Origin of the sequence: Radiobacillus sp. PE A8.2, from assembly GCF_045635475.1 — a bacterium.
In the GTDB taxonomy this organism is placed as follows: Bacteria; Bacillota; Bacilli; order Bacillales; family Amphibacillaceae; genus JBJGXI01.
The window spans coordinates 1-23,318 of sequence record NZ_JBJGXI010000049.1 but is presented as its reverse complement, the minus strand read 5'-3'; the positions used below and the strand labels follow the sequence as shown (position 1 = coordinate 23,318).

Sequence of the window (23,318 nt, the reverse complement as noted above, 5' to 3'; positions counted from 1 at the left end):
AACTATTAGTTACATATTGATACTTCTTCTTCTAACAATGACGAACGCAACCAGACCAGAAAATACAAGTAACATACCAACAAACAATAGATTGAACATATTCGATGCAGTGTCTGGAAGTTCATTATCGTCGTCAGTATCTTCTGCTGCTGGATCTTGATCGTCTTTACCTCCGTTAGATGGATCATCGTTGTCGTTTTCATCTGGTGATGGTTCTTCCTCTTGTCCATCCGTAGGTGGTGTATCGTCTTCTAGTAACTCAAGTACAGTAAATACAGTAAAGTGATCTGTCTCAGCTGTTACATAACCGTCTTTATACGATCCACCAATAGATACCCATTCTTCATTAGCGTTGTCGTAATAATAAACTTTTACTTCTTCAGCATTCGTTACTTTTGATTCACTCACTTGGAATGTCATCGTGACAGGACTAATAAATTCATGAATCAATTTTTCTCCTTGTATAATTGTAAAGTCATACACCGGCGTTAACGCCTCTGCAATGTCTTCATATCTTTCTATCATGATACGAACTGCTTCATCTCCAGTAAAATTAATTACTGGAATTCGCAAGTCTAGACCATCTTTTATAAGGTGAATTACTGCTCCCTTATCCTTTAACAATTTTACTTGTGCAGCATTTAATTCAAGTACTGATTTACCGTCTTCTGTTTCCAAATTAACTTCTAACGTACCACCTTTAGTGAGGTTACCAATAGCTTCGTCCAACGGATCAACCTTCACTTCTACCAAGCCATCTATGGCAGCCTGTAATGCTTTAACAGCTACATCTAAATCAGATTGTGTTTCGATTACTGCTGCTTGTGCTTCAGCTATTGCATCCTGCAATGATTGGAACGAACTTGGTGTATATACATCATTGTCATTAGATATAGCTTGTGCACTTTCAATTAAGGCATCTAACTCACTAACATCAATAGTTTGTTTACTAATATCAATTGTGATACTTCCTGAAACTTCTGGATTGCTCACAGACATCGCTTTCACGACTACTGTTCCGTCAGCGTGCGCTGTTACTAAGCCTGAATCAGAAACACTTGCATAGGATGCACCACTTTCAATTGACCATGTAACCGATGGATCAGTAGCATCTGTCGGTAATACGTCTGCCAATAATTGAAGTGTTCCATTTTTAGTATTAATTTTCGTTTGTCCACTTTCACTACTTACGGTAATGCTTTCAACCAATACATCACTCGAAGGCATCGGTTGAGGTGTTACAGTCGGCCCCCATACTTCCATCACATCTGGACCATTTTCTTGCGGTACAAATTGTACTCGGTCTATCGCTAGCTTTCTCGGTTCCGTCTCTGTTGTGCTATTATGCGTGTGATACACCATAAATAACTCTTTTCCATCTGGTGAATGAATAAGTGAATGGTGCCCCGCTCCAGGAACTACAATATTCGATTTCATAATCGGATTATATTCGTACTTTGTCCATGGCCCCATTGGACTTGGTGCTGTTGCATAGCCCACGCCATAATCTGGACTTTCAAAGTGATTAGCAGAATATGTTAAATAATAAGTATCTTTATGCTTTATCACAAATGCCCCTTCGTTGATTGGAGCAACAGGTTGTTTTTGACTATTTTCCCAATCTTGGGATGCTCGCATAACGAATGTTAACGTGTCTTCTTTAATCGACTTCATATCTTCATTTAACTCTGCTACATAAATGACATTTCCACCTTCAAAGCGGACAAAATACATATACTGTTTACCGTCATCATCTGTAAAAATGTGTGCATCAATTTCTGGTGTATCTGGATGAATAGGCTCCATTTCTTCTTGAACAAATGGTCCTAATGGGGAGTCACTAGTGGCAACGGCTAAACGTTCCTCTACAGCATAATACATGTAAAAAGTGCCGTCTTTCTCAATAACTTCCGGTGCCCAGAATCGATTATCGCCCCACGTGTCATCTTTATATAATGCCCAATCCTCTTGCTCGGTCCAATTCACAAGATCTGTAGAAGTGTACACTTTAATACCGTTTGGCATATTAGGGAAATCAGGTGTATGTGTTCCATATAGGTAATATGTTCCCTCATGATAAAGTACATAAGGATCAGCTATATCTGGCATAACCGAATTCGTATACGTTGGTCCCTCGATCGTATCGGTAATCGACGTTATTTTAACGTTGTCGAAGGATGCATCTGCAAGCCATGTTCTAAATCCGATTTTCCCTGTTGCTAGATGAGAATCTCTGACCAAATCAAATTTAGGATAAGGGTTCTCATTTAAAGGATTATCATTAATAAATGCTTGAATGTGTCCTTTATTGACAACCACTTTTAGCTGATAAGCTTGGTCGTATTCAATCAATAGATTTCTTGATGCAATTTCATTCCATTGACCGTTAACGAACTCACCTAGAATTGCAGAATTGGTTTCAGCATTAATACCGAAGAAATATCCTTCTAATGCATCTGCTCCAACACTTAAGTCTGAAGCTCTAAAGATTAAACCAGCTTCTCTTCCGCTCGTTAGTTCTACATCAGCCTCCATAACATAGTCCGTAAATTGCGGATCATCCAACACAGTTTTATGCCCTGGTCCGCTTTCAACCATATATTTTCCGTCATTAACAGTCCATGTTCCATCGTATGTGGACCAGCCATCTGCATTATTGTCATCAAAGTTCTCTTCGAACAATATCGCTGGTAGTTCTTCATCACTCGTTATAGTTACAAGTACTTCATCACGGAAGTTCCCGTTTTGTGCTTCTACGATAATTTTCGTTCTTCCTGCTTTTATCCCTTCTATAAGCCCTGTATCAGAGACAGTCGCGATTGATGGATTACTAGAAACCCAATTTACTTGCTTCGTAGGTCCACTATTCTCCAACTGTTTTGTGTCTGAAACCTCTAAAGAAAGTTCTTCTGGCTCGATCTCCACGCCTCCTTCAACCTTTTTATATGCAAAGTAGTCAAAGCTAGCATCGATTCGATCAGAAGCTACAATACTATTAGCGAAAAACCCTACGTTAATATTTTCTAACTCAGCAGTTAAAGGATCAGCTGCTTGAATCCAGTTATATCCATCCCAAAAATAGGATGTATATTGATTTCCAGATTTTTTAATTTTCATAGTTATCGTGTTACCACCAGGATGGGCTGTGAAATTGCCTGGTTTCCGGTAAACTTGATCAACTTCATATGCTGTTTCAACAGTCGGCCCATTGTCCCAAACATGTGCCAGTTTTACTAGATTATCGGCATTCTCCCAAACGAACAATCCAGCTTGCTGGTGATTCTGTGCAATTGGTGCTGTCAGTTTAGTTACAATTTCGAAATCTTCTCCTGCTGCAACGTTTTGCAAGAATACATTGTTTTGACTGTTGTTATCTTGATAGATGTCAGTTGCCGTCGTGTGAATCGTCATTGCTCCAGGATTTTGTGTAAGACTCCAATCGTCTCTGCTTTCTTGGAAAATAGACCAGTCACTTGCTAAACTTGCTTCTTCAAAATGATCAACTGTAAATTCCGTTAGATCAGGTTCGCCCGGATCCCCTTGAACGTTTACATGAATATTCTTAACGACATTTTCATCAGCACTTGCTACTTCAATATCTGTTTCACCTGGGCTAACACCTGTAATCTGTAACGTAACAGAACCTGTCGCAGAATCCCGATTAATTTCAGATACAGTTGCTATTTCGTTATCTTCGACCACTATAGTTAGATTTTTATCTGTGCCTACAATTGGTTTAATCGACACATTCACTTCTGTTGCATTTCCAGCTTTTAAGGAAATATTTTCTTTACCTAATTTAATCTCTTCAACTGCAACAGCAGTACCTACTTCCTCTACAGGATGTAGAATGATCTGATCAATTTCAGCAAAGTTCGTTTTCTTTGTCAATTTTATTGTGTTTGAGCCTTTATCTAATTCAACATCAACGGAGGATGGATTATAGTGTTCCCATCCGTAATTACGATAATCGATGTATGTTTCCTGACTATCATTTACAACAACTTTATGACGAGCAACTGCTCCGCCACCTGTACCGTTCGCTGCCATTACGATTAATGTATAAAGCCCCGCTGTTGGTACTTCCACATCAAACAAAGCAAAATCACTATCTTCTCGGTCTAATTTTCCGACGACTTGTTCACCAGATGCTCTATCTGAACCATGAGCAAATGCATCACCACCGAGCGTAGCATCTTCAGCTTCATATGTTACTCGGTCTACATTTGGCGTTCCTGAAGGTTCCGGGATTGCCTCTCCATAAGCGGCAGCCTCTCCAAAGTTAGGTGTACCATCTTCATTCCAAGTGAATTCCTGGGCTCTTACACTACGGTCACCCCAACCTCCACCTGAATTCTTAAAAGCATGATAAACCATCCAATCCTCTGTACCGTCTGGTGATTTTGTGAATCCATGGTGTCCAGTACCATATGCATTACCTGCAGGATTCTTTTTGAAGATTGGTTCAGGGTGCTTCGTCCATGAATCTGGATTCAAGACATCCCCATCCGTGTTCGTTAGTTGCCCTAATACATAATCATCTGACCAACTGCCATTGGCTGAATAAATAATCGAAATTGTACCATCTTTTATAATCACTTCTTGCCCTTCTTGAATATCGCCTTCCCATGGCTCAGTTGGCGAAGAGATCTCCACACGGTCACCGCTAATCGTCCATGGATTACTCATTGGAGCAATATACGTTCGTTGCGGGAATCCATCAGCACCGTTTCTCCATCCGGACCAAACAAAATATAAAGAGCCGTCTTCCTTTTGGAAAGCCATGCCATCAATTGCCCACACATCAGTCGGATCCGTAATTTGCCCTTTAAATGTGTATGTACCTTGTGGATCTTGAGAATCGCTTTCTAGTACATACATACGATGGTTTATATTGTTTCCATCATCCGCAGCAAAATAGATATACCACTTGCCGTTAATATATTGTAACTCCGGAGCCCAAATACCTTTGGAATACTTTGTTCCACTAGGTGGTGTATACACCGTGACTCGTGGAGCTGTTCCGATATCTTGCAATCTTTTTGCTTTCGCTACAATTAATGAAGCATCTTTGTCTGACTTCACATAATAGTAGTATCCATCCTTATAAACAATACTCGGATCAGCTGAACCAGCGTCACTGGATACAGGAACGATTGGATTTGTAAATGTAGATGATGTCGTACTTTCATCCGCCAACAATGGGGACGTTGGAAAAGAAGGTAATATCGTTCCTACTATTAATACGAAAATTAATAGTTGCTTTAATAAAGTGTTCTTCTTCTGCGTTAGATTCTTTCTCACGACTCAACCTCCAACTAAAATTAATATAAGAGTGAATCATTCACTCTATACACGCAATCAATTCAATATTTCCAAATTAGTAATTGGCCTATATGAAAGATTTAGAGAATAGCCCCCATTCTAGGGGGCTATCCTTTTAAATAATCAATTTACACTTTAGACGTTTTCATTTCTTCTTCTAATAAAGAAGAAGGTGGTTGTACCTAACACTAATAAAACAAAACCAATCAATAGATAGGTGTACATAGGTGTCGCTGTATCAGGGAGTTCATCACCTTTGTCATGATCTGGCTGTCCTGGCTGTTCTTGTTCCCCTTCGTCCTCAACGAACACGCCGTACGTTGAGAAGTGTGGTACTTCTAATGTAATGGTTTGGTTTTCCTCATTTACATCGCCACCCTTATATTCCCAGTCACCGGTCGCCTCATTATAATAGTAAATTGCCACACGACTCGCATCCGCGTCATTGTCGTATCCTAATACCAATGTGAAAGACCCTGTTGGCGCCGAAGCACCTGTTGGATATTCGAAGATGAATTCAAGAACATCCCCAGCTACCTTCAAACCTTTATTAGTAGTATCCGGCGTTACTTTTCTTACCTGTACGGTAGTACCCTCTGGTAAGTCAGCTGGCATCTTCACTTTCGCATTTGTGCCTTCAATCGTGTACTCTTTACTTGCAGATACCGCGACAGATTTCCCGTCGGTGGTTATAGACGTTGGTTTTTCATCTCCTGGATCTTCAGTGCCTGGATCTGTTCCTGGATCCTCTGTATCCGGAGTCTCCACCAAACCGTCGATTGCTGCTTGTAATGCTTCCACTTCTTTTGTTACTTCTTCGTCTGTTTCGACTTCAGTTAAGGCTTCTTCCGCACTTGATATTGCAGCTTGTAATGCTTGGAAGGAAGCTTCTGTGTACTTACTGTCACCATTGGAAATTGCTTTAGCAACATCAATTAAATCTTCTAAAGGCATAACATCTATTACTGAATCATTTGTTTCCAAACCATCAACCGCTGCTTGTAACGCAGCAATTGCTTTAGTTAACGCCGCCTCTGTTTCAATCGTACTAAGAGTAGACTTAGCTTCTGCAATCGCCCCTTGCAATGCAGTAAATGATGTTTCTGTATATGCGCCTTCACTATTTGAAATCGCTTCTGCCGTTTCTATTAAATCCTCTAATTCTGTAACATCATCAATTAGTGGTTGAACAGTAAAATAGTCGAAATCAGCATTAATATCACCTGCAAATGTTGAAGTTCCATATAAGCCTACTTTAATATTTTCAAGTGAAACTGTAACAGGATCAGATGCTTGTACCCACTCGTTTCCATTCCAATAATACGTTGTCACTTGATTACCTTTTTTCTTCATCTTCAAGTACATCGTATCGGTTTCTGGGTGTGCAACCATGTTGGACGGCTTACTGTAAGATCCATTCTCTTCCTTGGCTGTTTCAATACTATAGCCATTTGTCGTACTTGTATCCCACACATGACCAAGCCTTACATAATTATCTTCATCTTCCCAAATGTATAAGCCAGCTTGTTGGTGGTTGGCACGAATTGGTGCCGTGAGCTTTGTAGTGATTTCAAAATCTTCCGATGGTGGCGTTGTCAGAAATAGATTTTTTAACGTGTTTGCACCTTCATGCGAGTCCCCCTCAGATGTACGGATTCGTAATTTTCCAGGAACGTCTGTAAGGTTCCACTTTTGGTCATTTTCTCTATAAATGGACCATCTATCTGCTAAAACGTCACTATCAAAGTGATCTACAATTGCACCCTCTGCAATCGGCGCGTTAATTTGATCTTTGAATGTGCTCACTGATTCTTCTAATGCTTTTATTGCTGCTAATAATTGATCCTTTGTTACATCACTATTATTTACGACTGCTTGTGCACCCGCAATTGCTGTTGTTAGTGCATCCACAACACCCTGTGCATATTGTCCAGGTGCCGGGCCAACTTCAGCATCATCTATAGCCTGTTGCGCTTCTTCAATTACATTTACAAGATCACTTGTATCAACAATTCCGATTAACTCTCTGTGCGCTTTACGCAATTGATCAAAATCGGCCTTTTCCACTTTACGGTCGTAACTTAATAAGCCGTTTATTTCAATTTCTACATCTGTGATTTGTGTATAAACAGCTGCACTTAAGCCTGGTTCTTCTTTTAACTGCTTAATTCCATCTATTAAACCAAGATATCGTTTTGTTAATTCTTCTTTACTGCTTTGCATTTCATAGTTGAATACATTAGAACTCCACTCATGCCCAGGAACCTGTAATCCAAGACCCCCATATTCACCAAGTACAGCAATGCGATCATCTGTTGGTGTTGGTGAATCAGGTCCTACATAAGCATGAAAATCAATCAAATCACCAACATTCATATCGGTCCAACCACTGGCGTTAGATACAAGACGTGTTGGGTCTAATTCCTTAATCCTGTTCGTAATTCTAACTGTGTCATACTGTCCCCATCCTTCATTAAATACTGTCCAAAGAATGAGAGATGGTGAGTTGTAATGTTCATCAATAATTTCTTCAAACTCATGCTCAAATTGAGCCGCATTTTCTTGTGTTGGTGTTGTGTCAAACATTTGTGGCATATCCTGCCAGACAAGCATCCCCATTTTGTCAGCCCAATAGTGAAAGCGCTGCGGTTCTACTTTCGCATGCTTACGAATCATATTAAAGCCAAGGTCCTTTGCTTGCTCAATGTCAAACTTTAATGCATCATCTGTTGGTGCAGTAAATAGACCTGCTGGCCAATATCCTTGATCGAGTGGTCCCATTTGGAAAACAAACTCACCATTTAATAATGGACGAAGCTTTCCGTCGACCATGCCTGTACTTATTTCTCTCATACCGAAATAACTAGAAACCTCATCAACAATTGTGTCTCCATTTTTCAAATAGACCTCAAGGTCATATAAGAATGGATCTGTAGTCGACCAAAGCCTTGGATCTGGAGTAGACAGTTGAAGGTCTTCACCTACAGCACCAGTCACTCTGCCAACTTCTTGCCCATCTTTATATGCAACTGCTTCTACAGTTTCGGCGCTATTTCCAGAAGCTTCTACTACTAATCCTAGGTACTCATCATTGATTTCTGGTGTCATCTTCATATCACTAATATGTGCCTCAGCTACAGGCTCAAGCCAAACAGTTTGCCAAATACCTGATACAGAAGTGTAAAAAATTCCACCTGGATTCAATCGTTGCTTGCCTAGTGCTAGGTCCGTATTTGTTTCATCTTTTACTTCTACGATCAATTCATTGTCGCCTGGGACTAAGTAGTCACTAATATTAAAGCTAAACTCATCAAATCCACCTTTATGAGACCCTACTTCACTACCATTCACATATACATTGGTTTCCCAATCAACAGCTCCAAAATGTAGTAAGATATCATCACCAGACCAGTCAGCAGGTATTGTGAAATTACGTTTATACCACATATGATCTTCTTGTCGTTCTACACCAGATAGCTTAGACTCTACAGCGAATGGAACTAAGATATCTTCTTCCAACGTTTTGCCTGTCGGGAGTGAATCCGCTTCAGATGCACTTTCAAATTCCCATTTACCATTTAGATTTAACCACTGATTACGAACAAGCTGTGGTCTAGGATATTCTGGAAGAACATTATCCTCGTCTACTTCTTCCGCCCATGGCGAGGCAATTAAATAAGTAGAATTATTTTGTGAAAAAACCGTAAATTCTTCAATTTTCGTATCATTTGTAGTGTTAATTTCAGCTTCACCGTCATATGTTAATGGTAAAGTAGTATTATCTTTACTAGTTATCGGATAGTCTAGTTCAATAACAATAGTTGAAGCGTCGCCTTCTTTTAAACTAATAGATGTCGGCATACTATTTCCTACCCCAGTAAAGTGTTCAATTGTATCGGCTGGCAATTCTTCTAAAGCGTTTTCAAAAGTAACCTCAACCATTTTACCATCTTCTGATATGCTAGAAGCTAGCGGTCCTACATGAGTGTATCCTTCCGGCAAGTACAACCGGTCACTTGGTACAATTTCTTTTTGTTGCGAAGGGCTTTCCCAACGCATTTTTAAATGTGCGCCACCCATATCTTCAAAATACTCTACTTTTATGTCGTACAATTCCCCAGCTTCTAGAGAAATAGGTGTGCTTGTTTGTTCAATATCCCAATCATTCACCCAGTGGTCAATAATCAGTTGATCATCGATCCATAATCTAAATCCATTATCACCAATCATGGAGAATGTGTAATCTTCGGTGAATTCTGGTTTGATCTGCCCTGTCCATCTAACAGTGGCATCATTTTCTTGTTCAGTTAATTGATTTAATAGCGCGTTCAAATCTCCAAAGTTAATATTTGGTGAAACGACAGTCGCTTTCTTCTCTGCAAAATCAAAATTACCTGGGCTTGAATTCGTGTAAAATTCTCCCTTTAATCCATTACGAGGTTCACTATCAGTATCTCCTGACACTGCCATTACCGAAAATCCAGGTGTGACCATCGTAAAGAGTAAAATCATTATTAGAACCATACCAAAGCTCTTACGCTTAGTTATAATCATTCCTTTTCCTCCCTTATCTATTAATTACGACCAATTTAGGTTAATCACCTCCTTACAGTATTTCTTCAGGCAAATTTTGTTGTTAATCGTAGATTGATTATGTAATTCAATGAGGCGGATCTTGTTGTGGAAATTTCACGTGTGCTTAGGAAGTAATTTGGTTTGTTATGATGTAGGCAATAAGTTTGATTGTTTATCATATAGCTTTCTACTAAAAAAATATAATATTAGTAGAAAGCTATATTTTAATTTTACTAGGATTACACGATTACTTATTTAATATCGAATTGACCTTGTGAAACAGCTTTTGTATCAGTCTCTAATCGCGGTCCTTTTTCTGCCTTAAGCGGCTTTCTTCGTCTATTCATGACAACTAAACGTTGGAGGACAATGAATATAAATAGTAGGAATCCTACAGCAATCTTCGTCCACCAAGAACTAAGTGTACCTTGAAACATAATAATCGTTTGAATGATCCCCATACTTAACACACCAAGTAATGGTCCGATCAGATAACCAAAGCCTCCGGTTAACAAAATCCCTCCAATTACACAAGCTGCAATCGCATCCATTTCCATCCCGAGCAAATGTAGTCCATAGCCTGACAGCATATATAAAGTAAAGACGAAACCGCCTAGAGCAGAGCAAAAACCGGAAAATACATAAACAAGAATTGTGGTACGATCTACAGGTAAACCCATCAGCTTAGCCGAACCGACATTCCCACCTATCGCATATACGTTACGACCAAACTTCGTATATTTAGCCATATAAAGAGCGATAATGACGACAAGAATCGCGATAACAGCTCCAATTGAAATATAACCATTGAATATAGGAACCTTTGCTTGAGATAGGCTACTAAACGTTTCATTCGTAATAACGATACTATCTGTACTAATTAAGAAACTGGCACCTCTCGCTAAGAACATGCCCGCTAATGTCACAATCCAAGGGTGCAAATCAAAACGACTAATCAAATATCCTTGGAATGCACCGAACAATACTCCGATTACTAGCGTTATCGTAATGACTAAATATGCGTTAAATCCTTGCGATAGCAACATAGCTGAAACCATACTTATAAAAGCAACAAATGCACCTACCGACAGGTCAATACCACCTGTTATAATAACGAACGCCATGCCTGTTGCGACAATGATTAAATAAGCATTATCGATAAATAGATTTAGAAATACTTGTGTACTGAAAAAACCAGTAAAAGAGAATGATCCGTAACCATACAACATTGCTATTAACAACGTAGTCGCAAGCAAAAATATATGATTCTCTTTTATAGCAAATTTGAATCCTCTCATGAGTACGACACCTTCTTTTTGCCAAACTGTGAAAATATCTTTCTAAACTCCTTAGATTGTAATAAACATACAATAATAACAACAATAGCTTTTACTACCATGACGATTTGTGGATTAATACCTACAGAATAAATAGTTGTAGACAACGTTTGGATAAATAATGCTCCAACAATTGTACCACCAAGGAAATATCTTCCTCCACGCATGGATGTACCACCAATAACTACTGCTAAAATCGCATCTAGTTCAATCCACAGACCCGCATTATTAGCATCCGCACTACTTACATTCGCGCTTACGATTATCCCTGCAATTGCAGCACATAATCCACAAAGGGTGTACACGAGTATAATAATCTTCTTCGGTTGTATACCTGCAAATTTACTGGCTGTCATGTTGTTTCCAATTGATTCTAGAAATAATCCCATCGCTGTTTTCTTCTTCAAAATTATCATGATTAAGAAAATAGCTAGACCAATATATATCGGAAAAGGCAATCCAAGTAAGAATCCTGTTCCAATGTAGGAGTAAATTTCATTATCAATCGTTAATATTTGACCACCCGTGATGAGCTGGGCGATCCCCCTGCCTACAACGAGCAAAATTAATGTTGCAACCATGGGCTGTATTTCAAAAACAGATACGAGAATACCATTCCAAAATCCACAGACAATTCCTATTAATATAGCTAAGATGATTGCCAGCCAAACTGAATTGTTTTCCATGATTGATGCTGCTAACGCACCGGAGATTGCTAAAACGGAACCGACAGATATATCAATGCCTTCTTTTGCAATAACAAGTGTCATTCCAATGCTGATAATCATTAAAGGTATCACTCGATTTAATATATCGATAATACTTCCAAAAAAGTGACCATCCTTTATTTCAATCGAGAAGAAACCTGGCACGATAAAGAAGTTGAACAACAGTAACATGCTTAATGCGATTATCGGCCAGAATATTTTTGTACTAGTCAATTTAAGCATGCCTTGCTTCAACGCCATCATCTCCTTCTGCCATCATGTCCATTATTTTTGATTCGACCATTTCATCACCTTGAAGTTCACCAATCTTATTTCGATCACGAAGCACGATGATACGATCACAGCAAGCAACAGTTTCTTCAAGCTCCGCTGAGATAAATAATATTGTTATTCCTTCCGCAGCTAACTCTAAAATCAACTTTCTAATTTCCATCTTCGATCCTACATCAATCCCTCTTGTTGGTTCATCTAAGATCAGTAGTTTAGGGTCTGTAGCTAACCATCTCGCCAAGATTACTTTTTGTTGATTTCCACCGCTCAAATTATCAATTCTCTGTTCCATACTAGGAGTTTTTATTCTGAGTAAATCAATATATTTTTGAGCAATTTTCTTTTGTTCTTTCATAGGGATATAATGAAACAGTCCTCGTTTTGTTTGTAAGCCGAGGATAATGTTTTCTCGGATTGTTAAATCATTAACAATTCCTTCCACCTTACGGTCCTCTGGGCAAAAACTTAACCCTTTTGTGATTGCTGTTCTGGGATTCATCGATCTGATCTTTTCATTGCCAATATAGAGTACACCTTGATCAGCCTTATCTATTCCGAAAATAAGCTTTGCAATCTCGGTTCTACCAGATCCTAACAACCCCGCTAACCCTAACACTTCTCCTTTGTGCATTTCTAAATCAAATGGATTAATCATACCACGCCTACCTAGATCCATCCCTTTAAGGAATAACTCCTCATTAACCGGGGTTTTTTGGTGATTTTTTTGGTTGGAGTCTGCTCCCCACTCTCTACCTATCATCTTTGATACAAGTTCGGTTCTTGATAATTTTTCTGTTTCATACTCACCTATAAAATGACCATTGCGTAACACTGTGATCTTGTCTGAGATTTCATAAACCTGTTCTAAAAAATGGCTGACGAAGATAATTCCCATACCTTCTTCTTTTAAATTCCTCATAACACGAAACAATTGCTGTACTTCATTTTTATCTAAACTTGAGGTAGGCTCATCTAAAATCAGTACACCTTTTGATATGTCTACCGCTCTTGCTATCGCTACCATTTGTTGGATTGCTGTTGAGTAGGAGGATAATATTTTCGTCACATCAATGTGAATGTCTAAGCGCTCAGACAAAATCTCTTCAGACCTTTTTATAATCTCTTTCCAATTAATTTGTCCATTTTTCATTGGCTCTCTTCCAATAAAAATATTTTCTGCAACAGACAGATTCTCACACAGATTTACTTCCTGATACACCGTACTTATTCCAGCCTCTTGTGCACTTTGCGGTGAAGTAAGTTCTATCTCCTTATCTTCCAAGAAAAAACGTCCTTCATCTTTTCTATGGACTCCCGTCAATACTTTAATAATTGTTGATTTTCCAGCTCCATTCTCACCCATCAGAGAATGAATTTCTCCACGACGCAATTTAAAATTCACCTTTGTCAGGGCTTGAACACCCGGAAAAGCTTTAGAAACTCCTTCAGCTTTAAGCAAGTAGTCAGAACTCATTCCATCACCTTCTTTCCTTCTGTTCTGAAAAAATATTATTATATAACGTCCTTATATAAATTATAGAATCATGTCTAACGCATGTATTTAAAAAAAAGGGGCATTTTTTACAATATTCCGCATTATATTTGTGACGACTAAACATTCGCGATTGAAAGGATCTTTCTTTTGCTTGTTTTCAAAAAAAATAGCCTTGGTATAAATAACTACCAAAGCTCCTATTTAATAACTCCTTTTTTTCATTTCCTTTTTTGCTTCTTCTTGTGTAAATGTTTCTTCCGAAGTAATTATTTTCATCGGTATTTCTTTGCCTTCTTTTAGATCTTTGGCCGCTTGCATAATTTGTGGACCCAACAACGGATTACACTCAACAGTAAAATTTAACTTTCCAGTACTTAATGCTTTAAAAGCCTTTATTGTCGCATCAATAGAAATGATCTTTATATCCGTTCCTGGTTTTAATCCGTAGTTCTCAATTGCTTCAATTGCACCCATGGCCATATCATCATTATGTGCATATACGACATCAATCTCTTGCCCATAAGATTGCAGCGCTTGTTCCATCATCTTTTTTCCCTTATTTAATGTGAAATCACCAGGTAAGGATTCGATAATCTTATAGTTTGGGAAATCTTGTATTACTTCTTTAAAACCTTGCTTTCTATCTACCGCTGGCGCAGAATTCTGTGTCCCTTCTAATTCAATGATTTGCACTTCTTCATCTGATGTCTCCATATCATTGACTAACCACCTAGCTGCTCTTCTTCCTTCTTCAACGAAATCCGACCCAATGAAGGATGCCCACAAGGATGGATCATTAACTTTGATCTCTCTGTCAGAAAGAATTACCGGAATCCCTGCATCCTTTGCTTCTTGCAATACCTCTTCCCAACCATGTTCTACTTTTGGCGAAAAAGCAATAATATCTACATCTTGTTCAATAAAGCTTCTAATTATTTCAATTTGTTTTGTTTGATTGTTATTGGCATTTTTCAGAATTAGCTGAACACCCGCTTCTTCCGCTGCTGTCACAATTGATGTTGTATGTGCCGCGCGCCACTGACTCTCACTTCCAACTTGAGCGAACCCTAAAACAACTTGTCCATCATTAGTTGGTGAATCCACAATTTTTTCTTCTTCATTTATATATTGTTCATAATTATTGGTTGTTACTTCATGATTTCTAAGAATGATTTTTTTAGGAATCTCTGCATTTTTTTCAAGTATGTCCAATGCATATTGAACAGCTTGTTTTCCACCTGTTGGCGTAATAAAAGTCGTATCTATCGTCCCTTCTTTTACTAATTGCAAACCACCTTTTGGCTTGTTAACGCCATCACTTCCGATTATTTTTACTCCATCATACTGTAACGATTCTATCGCCCGATATGCACCTAACGCCATCGCATCATTATGCGCATAGATAAGTTCTGGGGGATTATCTTTTTGTTTTAATAACCTTGTCAACTCGTCCTCAGCTTTATCCCTTTGCCAGTTAGCGACAAGGTGCTCGGTGATTTGAATGTTTCTCTCTTTCTGTATAGTTTCCCTAAAACCTTTACTTCTTTCCTCTGCTTGTAATGCATTTGCTAAGCCTTGGATTTCTATTATGTCTCCACCTTTATCACCTAATAGTTTAATAGCAGATTCAGCTGCCATCGAACCTATAAAGTAATGATCTGAACCTATGTACAAGGTGTAGTTGTAACCTTCTACACCTCTCCCAAGCACAATGACTGGGATATCTTTATAGAGTTTTGAGATTACTGGTGTAAGCGCAGAAGAATCCTCAACCGATACAATCAATAGGTCAATTCCATATTTCTGTAATGTTTCTATATCTTCTACTTGTTGATCTGTGCTCTGTGCAGCATCAGTATAAATCACTCTAATATTATTATGCTTCATAACCTCATTTCTTAATTCTTCATTCATTAACACTTGCCATGGTTCGTGTAAATTAGGTTGAGATACACCGATCACGTATTCAATTTTCGTCTTCGCGTCCGAACGCGCACTTTCTCCTGATTGAATGTATACAAAACACGCCAATAAGCTGATCGTTGTTATACCCAATATACCCAAGACATATATTGTTTTTTTATTCATGACTCCTAACTCCACTTCTACATTCCGATGGAGACGTTCCTACCACTTTTTTAAAAGCATTGCAAAAATAATGTTGTGTACTATACCCTACCATATCAGCAATCTCATACACTTTTAAATACGGATCTTTTATCAGTTTGAGAGCTGCATTAATTCTTACATTAGTTAAATATTGAATGAATGATAGACCGAGTTCATTTTTTATCTGCTTACTTAAATAAGTAGCGTTTACTTGCACAAAACCGGCCACTTGCTTTAGTGAAATAGAATGATCAAAATAATGCTGATCAATATAAGATTTTGCCAACAGCACGATTGGCGTTAAATTAGTATCCGTATCCAATTCTTCTATTAATCTATTATATTCACTCGGAAAATCCTCATAAGAGCGCAAGAAACTCTCGTTGCAAAGAATCACTTTCCCCATAAAACGTTCCGCATAACTAACAATTTCTCTATTAACTAGGAGTAACGTCTCTAGGTCTATATCTGATATTAATAAGACAACGTTGCCAGAAGGATCTTTAAATAATTCAAACATGGAATATTCTTTTAATAAATCTTTAATTATATTTTTCAATGAGAAAATAAGTAACACGTCACTCCAGTCTTTTTCCGCAGAACTTACATCGATATCTTTTACTATTTTATAAACTGATAACGCAATCTCATCATTCAGTTTAATATCCAACAATTGAAATTGATTTTTTACTTCTTCACTTTCGTATTGTCCTGTTATCCAATTTATAAATAACCTTTCTTTTAACACATGTTTATTTCCTGTTATTTGTCTGTCTCGCTGTTTTCCAATACTATTTTTCTCCAGCATTTCCACGGCGCTTGAAATCGTATTTTCTAATTCATTTTGTTTGACCGGCTTCAAGATATAATCAAACGCTTTCATTTTTATTGCTTGTTGCGCATAACTAAATTCGTCGTATCCTGTGATAACAATAAATATACAATCGGAATGTGCTTCACGTAATTTTTCCATTAATTCTAAACCATTAAGAAATGGCATATTAATATCTACAAACATGATATGTGGTTCATGTTTCTCAGCTAATTCTAAAGCAACCTCTCCGTCATCAGCTTCGGCAATCACTTCAATATTATACTTCTCCCATGTGATTGCTTTTTTTAGTCCCCTTCTTATTGTTGTTTCATCTTCTGCAATTAATAACTTCCACATAATTAAACCTCCTTCATTCGTTTTAATAAAAGCGCTTTAATTTTTTATGATAGGAAGTATTGCTTTTACGGTAGTCCCTTGATCATATTCGCTGAAAACCTCTAACCCATACTTATCTCCATAAGATAACTTGATTCGTTCATTAACATTAGACAATCCGAAACCCTTCTTTTGGTCTCCATCTATATTTTTCAGTGTACGATTTAATTGCTTCAGCTTCTCTTCTTTTATGCCTTTCCCGGTGTCTTTTACGTAAAAAAATAGATTTTCAGCATCATCTGTTATATGAATGTAAATGTGTCCTTTGCCTCTTTTGTTTCTAATCCCATGGTAAATTGCATTTTCTACTAATGGTTGCAAAATCAACTTTAATACTTGATAGTCTTTCACTTTGTCATCAACATCAATCTCATATGATAATTTTGACTCATATCTAGTCATTTGAATGATAAGATAACTATTAACATGTTCCACTTCATCTTTAAGTTTAATAAATTCATTTCCTTTATTAAGACCAATCCGAAACAACGTTGTAAGCGCACTCACAATATCCACTATCTTATTGGCTTCATATTCAATAGCCATCCACTGTATCGTGTCTAGTGTATTATAAAGAAAATGTGGTTTAATTTGTGCTTGCAAAATCTTTAATTCTGCTTCTCTTTTACTCTTTTGTTCCATATAGACTAGTTGAATTAAACGTTGAACCTCTGTAAGCATCTTGTTATAACTTTGTCCCAGCTGCCCAATCTCATCGTTAAACTTAGAATTAAAACGCAAATCTAAGCGCCCTTCTTCAACATCAGCCATGAGCGTCTTTAACTTATTAACGGGCTTCGTTATCGTACTAGCAAAAAATAAAGATATAATTGATCCAATGATTAATGTGATGAATGCAATAAATAATGTTAATAATTGAACTTTGGTTACTACATATGTTGTTTCATCTAAGGAAAATACACCTACGACTTTCCAACCAATATCAGGTATAGTGTTATAAAGAATTTGAAATTTATTATTTTCAATTTCTCGTTCTATCGGCGCAGAATTAGCCATTTCTAACCAATCTGGATGAATCCGATAAACAATCGAGTTTACTGGCGAATAAACAACTTCCCCTTGATTATTCATAATAAACACGAAACCACTTTCGCCAAACTTTATTGATTCTATAATACTTTTTATAAAATCTAATTTTAAATCCATTAAAACAACACCAATTACTTGGCCAGTAGCTGGGTTTTTTATAGCTTTTACTAGGGTAAGTAGGTTGTTCATTTGAAAATTAGATTTTTTTTTAATGTTTCGGCCAATCGGATTACTAATTAGATGCATGCTGTCGGGGGATTGTATGGCTTGTATGTACCAACTTTCTCTGGTGAGTGAATCTCTTGAAACTCGTAACATTTCATTACTTGTAAAATTATCGAATTCACTTACCAACAAAATGCCAGCAATTTCTGAATGCCTGTCCTCATATAGCTTCATTTCATTTTTAACTTCTGCTTCAATTGCTGTAGAGGGAGATTGCTGTTCCAAAAATTGTAATACCACATCTTCTTGGGTTAAATAATGTAAAATATCCTCATTCTCTTCAACAAGCATATCTATTTTACTCCAGACTTGATCAATCATTTGGTAAGCATGTAGATTTGCTTCTTCTTCTAAAGATTCTTTATAGATATTACCTCCAAAAAAACTTAAGGAGAATATACATAAGATAATAACAATAATAAAATAAGACAGCAATTTGAAACGAATACTTTTGTTTATAAAATAAGTTAACACCTTATAAAAAATGGCCTCCCTCTCCCCCTTATATGTTTTTGTTTGATTAAAGATTAACCTATCAGATTAGTTACTATAATACAAGATACATTCTTCGTTTATTGAAATAAAGATCGAAATTGCAAGAAATGCAATTTCGATCTTTATTAACATTATTCAAAGCTTAGTACTTACGGTCTGGTAGTGCAGCTTTCGCTTCTTCTGCTCCTACATAAACGCTTTCATCTGTTTTAATCCAACGTTCAATTTCTTTTCCAGCTTGTAAATCCTTAGCAGCTTGGGCAAGCTGTGGTCCAAGTAAAGGATTACATTCGACAATTATATTTGCTTTTCCATCAGCAACAGCTTCGAAAATATCTTTGATACCATCGACAGACACAATTTTAATATCTTCACCTGGCTTCAAACCATATTCTTCAATTGCTTGGATGGCACCCAATGCCATGTCATCATTATGTGCATATACTGCATCAATATTATCGCCATCGGATTTTAGGAAAGCTTCCATTACTTCTTTACCTTTTGAACGAGTAAATTCACCAGTTTGTGATTTGATGATTTCATAATTTGGGTTTTCACTAATTACATTAGCAAATCCTTCCATACGATCATTCGCAGCACTTGCACCAACTGTACCTTGTAACTCAACAATGTTTACTTTTGAATCTTCACCCATCAGATTAATTAGCTCATTGGCAGCGTTCTCACCTTCGAGAATAAAATCAGACCCAATGAAACTTGTATATAATGACTCATCTTCTACGTCAATACCTCGATCTAGCAAGACAACAGGGATGCCAGCGTCTTTTGCTTCAGTCAATATCGTTTCCCAACCAGATTCTACTACTGGTGCTAAAGCGATAATATCAACTTTCTGTGCAATGAATGTTCTTAGTGCTTTGATTTGGTTTTCCTGTTTTTGCTGTGCATCCGAGAACTTTAAATCAAATTGTGGATCGTTTCCTAATGTTTCTTTAATTGATTCAGTTTCAGCAGTTCTCCAACCACTTTCTGCCCCAATTTGAGAAAAACCGACTACAATTTTTTCTGAAGAAGCCTCCTCATCATTTGTACCTGAATCTTCGTTAGCTTCTTCTGCGTTCGTATCCTCAGCGTTGTCATTTGAACCTTCATTACCAGCGGATTCTTGAGTGTTACAACCAGCAAGTAAGAACAATACTGTAATACCAGTAATTAAAAATAACAGCAAACCCTTTTTTGTATTCATCTTGTTTCTCCCCTTTAACAGTTATTTGATACACCCTTAGAATAAGGATTTTAGGGAGAAATGTATTTACAAAAAAACAAATTTATTTATAGTTTTCAGCACTTTTGGGTTATATCGAGCTAATTATATAAGTAATCTACTAATCTTTTTCATCTCTATGTCAGTATTTTGTAATCTGTTTAACTGTTATCTCGATGATTTCTTCACCAAGTTCCTTTTCTTCAATCGATTTAAATGCAATAGCAGGTGTTTTAATATTGGCTTAGTTACATTAATTGCTAGATGTTAAAGAAGTTATAAAACCCCTGAACCTTTCCACCTCCCCAATTGTATAAGTTAGTAAAAGAACGAAAGGGGAGATAACAAATGGCAATAGGCTGGATTATAAGCACGATTGTAGCAGCTATTCTTGGCACGACATTTGGGGCACTTATTGCTACAATGAACAAGAAGGTAGTAAGAGACAACATCGGGAATATTAATTTTAAAAAATCGGATATTTATTTCCATTGGACGCGGTGGGATTACACAATCATACTCGCTGCTGTGTACACATTTTTGTGTATTACTGGTCTTATGTTATTCCTGCTTCGCGGTGATACAATTGATAGTCCATGGATCCAATTTTTCATTCATCAAACCTTCACGTTTTCACTCATCACTTTTATTTGGTTTATTACTAGAATTGCATTTGTTTTTAAAGGCATAAAAGAGCGGTGGTCAGATGAGTTTAGATAAAGAAATTGCATCCGCAGCTGTGGAATATTCTATAGAAGAACTATTTATTATGTACAAAACGCCAATCTATCAATTTGTCTACCGATATTGCCAAGATGAGCAGCTAAGCATCGACATCGTGCAAGATACATTTGTTCGTTTTCATAAATATGAAGCACGCTTTGATGCAAGCAAGTCGAATCTGAAAACTTATTTATTTCGGATGGCATATCAACTCATGATTAACCGATTAAAAAGGCGTAGTCGAATGAAACAACTCTTACCATTCTTGTACCCTCAACATCAGCAACAATTAGAATCCGACATCAAACTCGGGATTAAAGCAGCCATAGAGCAACTACCTGACGACCAACGCGCAGTAATTCTATTAACTTATTACGAAGACCTACCACAAAAGGAAATAGCTAGAATACTGGAAATTCCGATTGGAACGGTGAAATCGCGACTGTATACTTCATTAAATAAACTTAAGGGATTATTGGAGGATGACGAATGAATAACATGAAGATTCCAGACGAAGTAAAGAAACGATTAGATGAATTTCATGTTGAAGTACCAGAAATTCCAATCAAAAGAAATAAGCTTGACCGATTAGCTCACTGGATTCATGCGCCTGCTAAGGATCCGTTTGAAGTATTGTCGATTAAAGGTAATTCAATAACACGGCTTGTGTTTTATCCACTAATCACCTTACTTGTTTTGTTCTTTATACCCGTGTTTTTTATATAATTGGGATACGGTCAGGCCCATTGCGTTGCATATCTAAGTAGTTGAATTATATTTTTCCTAAACAAACGGCTAATTTAGTAAAAGATGAACAATGGTTTACCTCAAAAATTCATTAAATAGTTTTGCAACGGAAAAGAATTAAGAAAAGTGCAGAGCGCCCGCTTAGAAACGTAGCGACTGGAGCGAATCGACTAAGACAAAGGATCATGCCCCGCGTAGGGGTACGTCGACGTTGGACGACAAGTCCGCTTTTAGTCAACCTTCCATCAAACTTGAATCGATGATGACTTATCGTAAGGCGATTCGTGACATCGCTACGTTTCTGGTGCTCGGAGCTAGACACATACACAAATTTTCGTTTCTATTTAAAAACTATGTAAAAAACGGTTGGTCTTACATCCAACCGTTTTTTTATTAATGTTCCCTCACAGATAAGAAGGCGCTGTCTTAATTATTACCATGCAGCAATTTAATCAATTTTATGACACTTTCATCATCACCTGGGTTGATATACACTAGCTTCGTATTTTTAATAATTCCCTCCATTTCTTCCAGAATTTCATCCTCACCTACATCATCTGGCGGAGAAAAGCCACCATACCAACGTCTTGGAATGTTATATAGATTAATCGTACCATCACCATTACCACTATAGGTTACTATTCCGTCTACTAAGCGAGATCCTGTTAACTGGATAACATCTTCCGGATAGCTAACACTTGTATAATATTCAGAATCAAGTGGTGTACCAGCTGGAATGTGTCTAACATACAATCCATCGATGTCTTGATTCGGTCCAAGCTGCAACCAAACTCGAGCGTATTCAATTTGTTCACTAGAATAATCAGATAATTTTTCCACGTCTTCCCGAACATTTAAGTTACTATTATCAAAATCTTGTAGTAACATGATAGAAAAAACGCCATCATACGATACCCAATTAACCGAATCAATGTGGATATGGTCATTTGTTAAATCATTCATTATCTTCGTAGCTACATCAAACATTTCTTTTGTTCTGTCATCGAAATAAGGAGAACCATTTTTAAAAACTCCATCTATTTCTTGACCAAATTCTTTAGTATCAGGAAGTATGTTGACTGTATAGTCTATCCTTCCTGTGTCTTCATTTTCCCATATATCCGTTACAAAATGCGTATTGTCAATTGCATAACTCTCATTCAAGTAATCTCCTACGTCTATTATGCTGCTGTCCAACTCATTCGTTGTTGTTTCATTTCCTTTTTCTAACTCGTCATTTGTATTAGTTGATTGTGATGCTTCGTCACTTTCCAGATTGTTATCGTCTATGTTAGAAGAGTCATCAGAAACTGGATAATGCTCTTCTTGATTTACTGGCATCGATGAAGCATTGGATGCTTTGACACTATTACCTGGGTTGTTCGAACAAGCACTAACGATAATCAACAATGTAGTAAGCAACATCATTAAAGCAACTTTCTTCATTATCTAAATCTCCTTACCGATATTTTAACTATTCAATATTATCACATTTTGCTATTAATTTGATTTAGATTTTCTCCATTAAGGAAACATTCCTTTTAACAGGAGTAACATCCATTTTTGGATACGTTTTCAATTCATTTATTTTAATAATTTCACCACTCTTAGGACGACTAATTTCTAAGCACGATCTAAATATTTCAAAACAGGAGATAGTAAGACATCTTTCTGCATTAGAAGTTGCTGTGCTCTTAATTTTAGGCTGTTTTCGTATAGATTGTTGTTAGTGCGCAAAATAGATAAACTCCGTCGTAACTTGGAGAGTGCTTGCACCGCTCCGGAAATCCACTTCGCTTTCCGC

At 37.2% G+C, this 23,318-nt stretch carries 14 protein-coding genes and 1 pseudogene; 4 read left to right on the top strand and 11 right to left on the bottom strand.

Annotated elements, in window-relative coordinates; all coding sequences use genetic code 11:
* Positions 1-9: 9 nt before the first annotated feature.
* The 9 genes from ACI6MV_RS20285 to ACI6MV_RS20245 form a co-directional block, all read right to left on the bottom strand.
* Complete coding sequence (locus ACI6MV_RS20285) at positions 10-5,304, bottom strand: family 43 glycosylhydrolase (RefSeq protein WP_407272146.1); 5,295 nt, start codon at positions 5,302-5,304, stop codon at positions 10-12.
* Positions 5,305-5,460: 156 nt separating this feature from the next.
* The gene (locus ACI6MV_RS20280) at positions 5,461-9,879 is read right to left on the bottom strand and encodes a PA14 domain-containing protein (protein WP_407272145.1); all 4,419 of its coding nucleotides are present in this window, start codon (positions 9,877-9,879) and stop codon (positions 5,461-5,463) included.
* 272 nt (positions 9,880-10,151) lie between these two features.
* A complete protein-coding gene (gene yjfF / locus ACI6MV_RS20275) occupies positions 10,152-11,198 on the bottom strand; it encodes a galactofuranose ABC transporter, permease protein YjfF (RefSeq protein ID WP_407272144.1) in 1,047 nt (348 codons plus the stop codon).
* Positions 11,195-12,199 carry an ABC transporter permease gene (locus ACI6MV_RS20270; protein ID WP_407272143.1) on the bottom strand — a complete coding sequence of 335 codons (1,005 nt, stop codon included), beginning with the start codon at positions 12,197-12,199 and terminating at the stop codon, positions 11,195-11,197. Before ACI6MV_RS20270 ends, yjfF begins: the two co-directional genes overlap by 4 nt.
* Positions 12,180-13,709 (bottom strand): sugar ABC transporter ATP-binding protein, encoded by a 1,530-nt coding sequence (locus ACI6MV_RS20265; protein ID WP_407272142.1) that lies wholly within the window; start codon positions 13,707-13,709, stop codon positions 12,180-12,182. The genes ACI6MV_RS20270 and ACI6MV_RS20265 overlap by 20 nt, the downstream gene beginning before the upstream one ends.
* Positions 13,710-13,931: 222 nt before the next feature.
* Positions 13,932-15,818, bottom strand: coding sequence for a substrate-binding domain-containing protein (locus ACI6MV_RS20260; protein ID WP_407272141.1), 1,887 nt, complete (start codon positions 15,816-15,818; stop codon positions 13,932-13,934).
* The gene (locus tag ACI6MV_RS20255; RefSeq protein WP_407272140.1) at positions 15,811-17,010 is read right to left on the bottom strand and encodes a response regulator transcription factor; all 1,200 of its coding nucleotides are present in this window, start codon (positions 17,008-17,010) and stop codon (positions 15,811-15,813) included. The genes ACI6MV_RS20260 and ACI6MV_RS20255 overlap by 8 nt, the downstream gene beginning before the upstream one ends.
* 36 nt (positions 17,011-17,046) lie before the next feature.
* Positions 17,047-18,798: a sensor histidine kinase gene (locus tag ACI6MV_RS20250; protein WP_407272139.1), complete on the bottom strand. Its 1,752-nt coding sequence runs from the start codon at positions 18,796-18,798 to the stop codon at positions 17,047-17,049.
* A 163-nt stretch (positions 18,799-18,961) separates the two neighbouring features.
* The gene (locus ACI6MV_RS20245) at positions 18,962-20,026 is read right to left on the bottom strand and encodes an ABC transporter substrate-binding protein (protein ID WP_407272138.1); all 1,065 of its coding nucleotides are present in this window, start codon (positions 20,024-20,026) and stop codon (positions 18,962-18,964) included.
* A 366-nt stretch (positions 20,027-20,392) separates the two neighbouring features.
* Between ACI6MV_RS20245 and ACI6MV_RS20240 the strand changes: the two genes are divergently transcribed.
* The 4 genes from ACI6MV_RS20240 to ACI6MV_RS20225 all read left to right on the top strand — a co-directional run bounded on the left by ACI6MV_RS20240 (position 20,393) and on the right by ACI6MV_RS20225 (position 21,911).
* Positions 20,393-20,764, top strand: a complete 372-nt coding sequence (locus tag ACI6MV_RS20240; protein ID WP_407272137.1) for a hypothetical protein — start codon at positions 20,393-20,395, stop codon at positions 20,762-20,764.
* A complete protein-coding gene (locus ACI6MV_RS20235) occupies positions 20,751-21,260 on the top strand; it encodes an RNA polymerase sigma factor (protein ID WP_407272136.1) in 510 nt (169 codons plus the stop codon). The genes ACI6MV_RS20240 and ACI6MV_RS20235 overlap by 14 nt, the downstream gene beginning before the upstream one ends.
* Positions 21,257-21,493 carry a hypothetical protein gene (locus ACI6MV_RS20230; RefSeq protein ID WP_407272135.1) on the top strand — a complete coding sequence of 79 codons (237 nt, stop codon included), beginning with the start codon at positions 21,257-21,259 and terminating at the stop codon, positions 21,491-21,493. The genes ACI6MV_RS20235 and ACI6MV_RS20230 overlap by 4 nt, the downstream gene beginning before the upstream one ends.
* Positions 21,494-21,725: 232 nt before the next feature.
* A complete protein-coding gene (locus ACI6MV_RS20225) occupies positions 21,726-21,911 on the top strand; it encodes a hypothetical protein (protein ID WP_407272134.1) in 186 nt (61 codons plus the stop codon).
* Positions 21,912-21,940: 29 nt separating this feature from the next.
* On the opposite strand, the pseudogene ACI6MV_RS20220 reads toward ACI6MV_RS20225, so the two are convergent.
* Both ACI6MV_RS20220 and ACI6MV_RS20215 read right to left on the bottom strand, forming a co-directional pair.
* A pseudogene (locus tag ACI6MV_RS20220) lies at positions 21,941-22,345 on the bottom strand (hypothetical protein); the annotation flags it as partial.
* A gap of 792 nt (positions 22,346-23,137) precedes the next feature.
* On the bottom strand, positions 23,138-23,318 hold a 181-nt coding region (locus ACI6MV_RS20215; RefSeq protein ID WP_407272133.1), incomplete at its 5' end, for a hypothetical protein.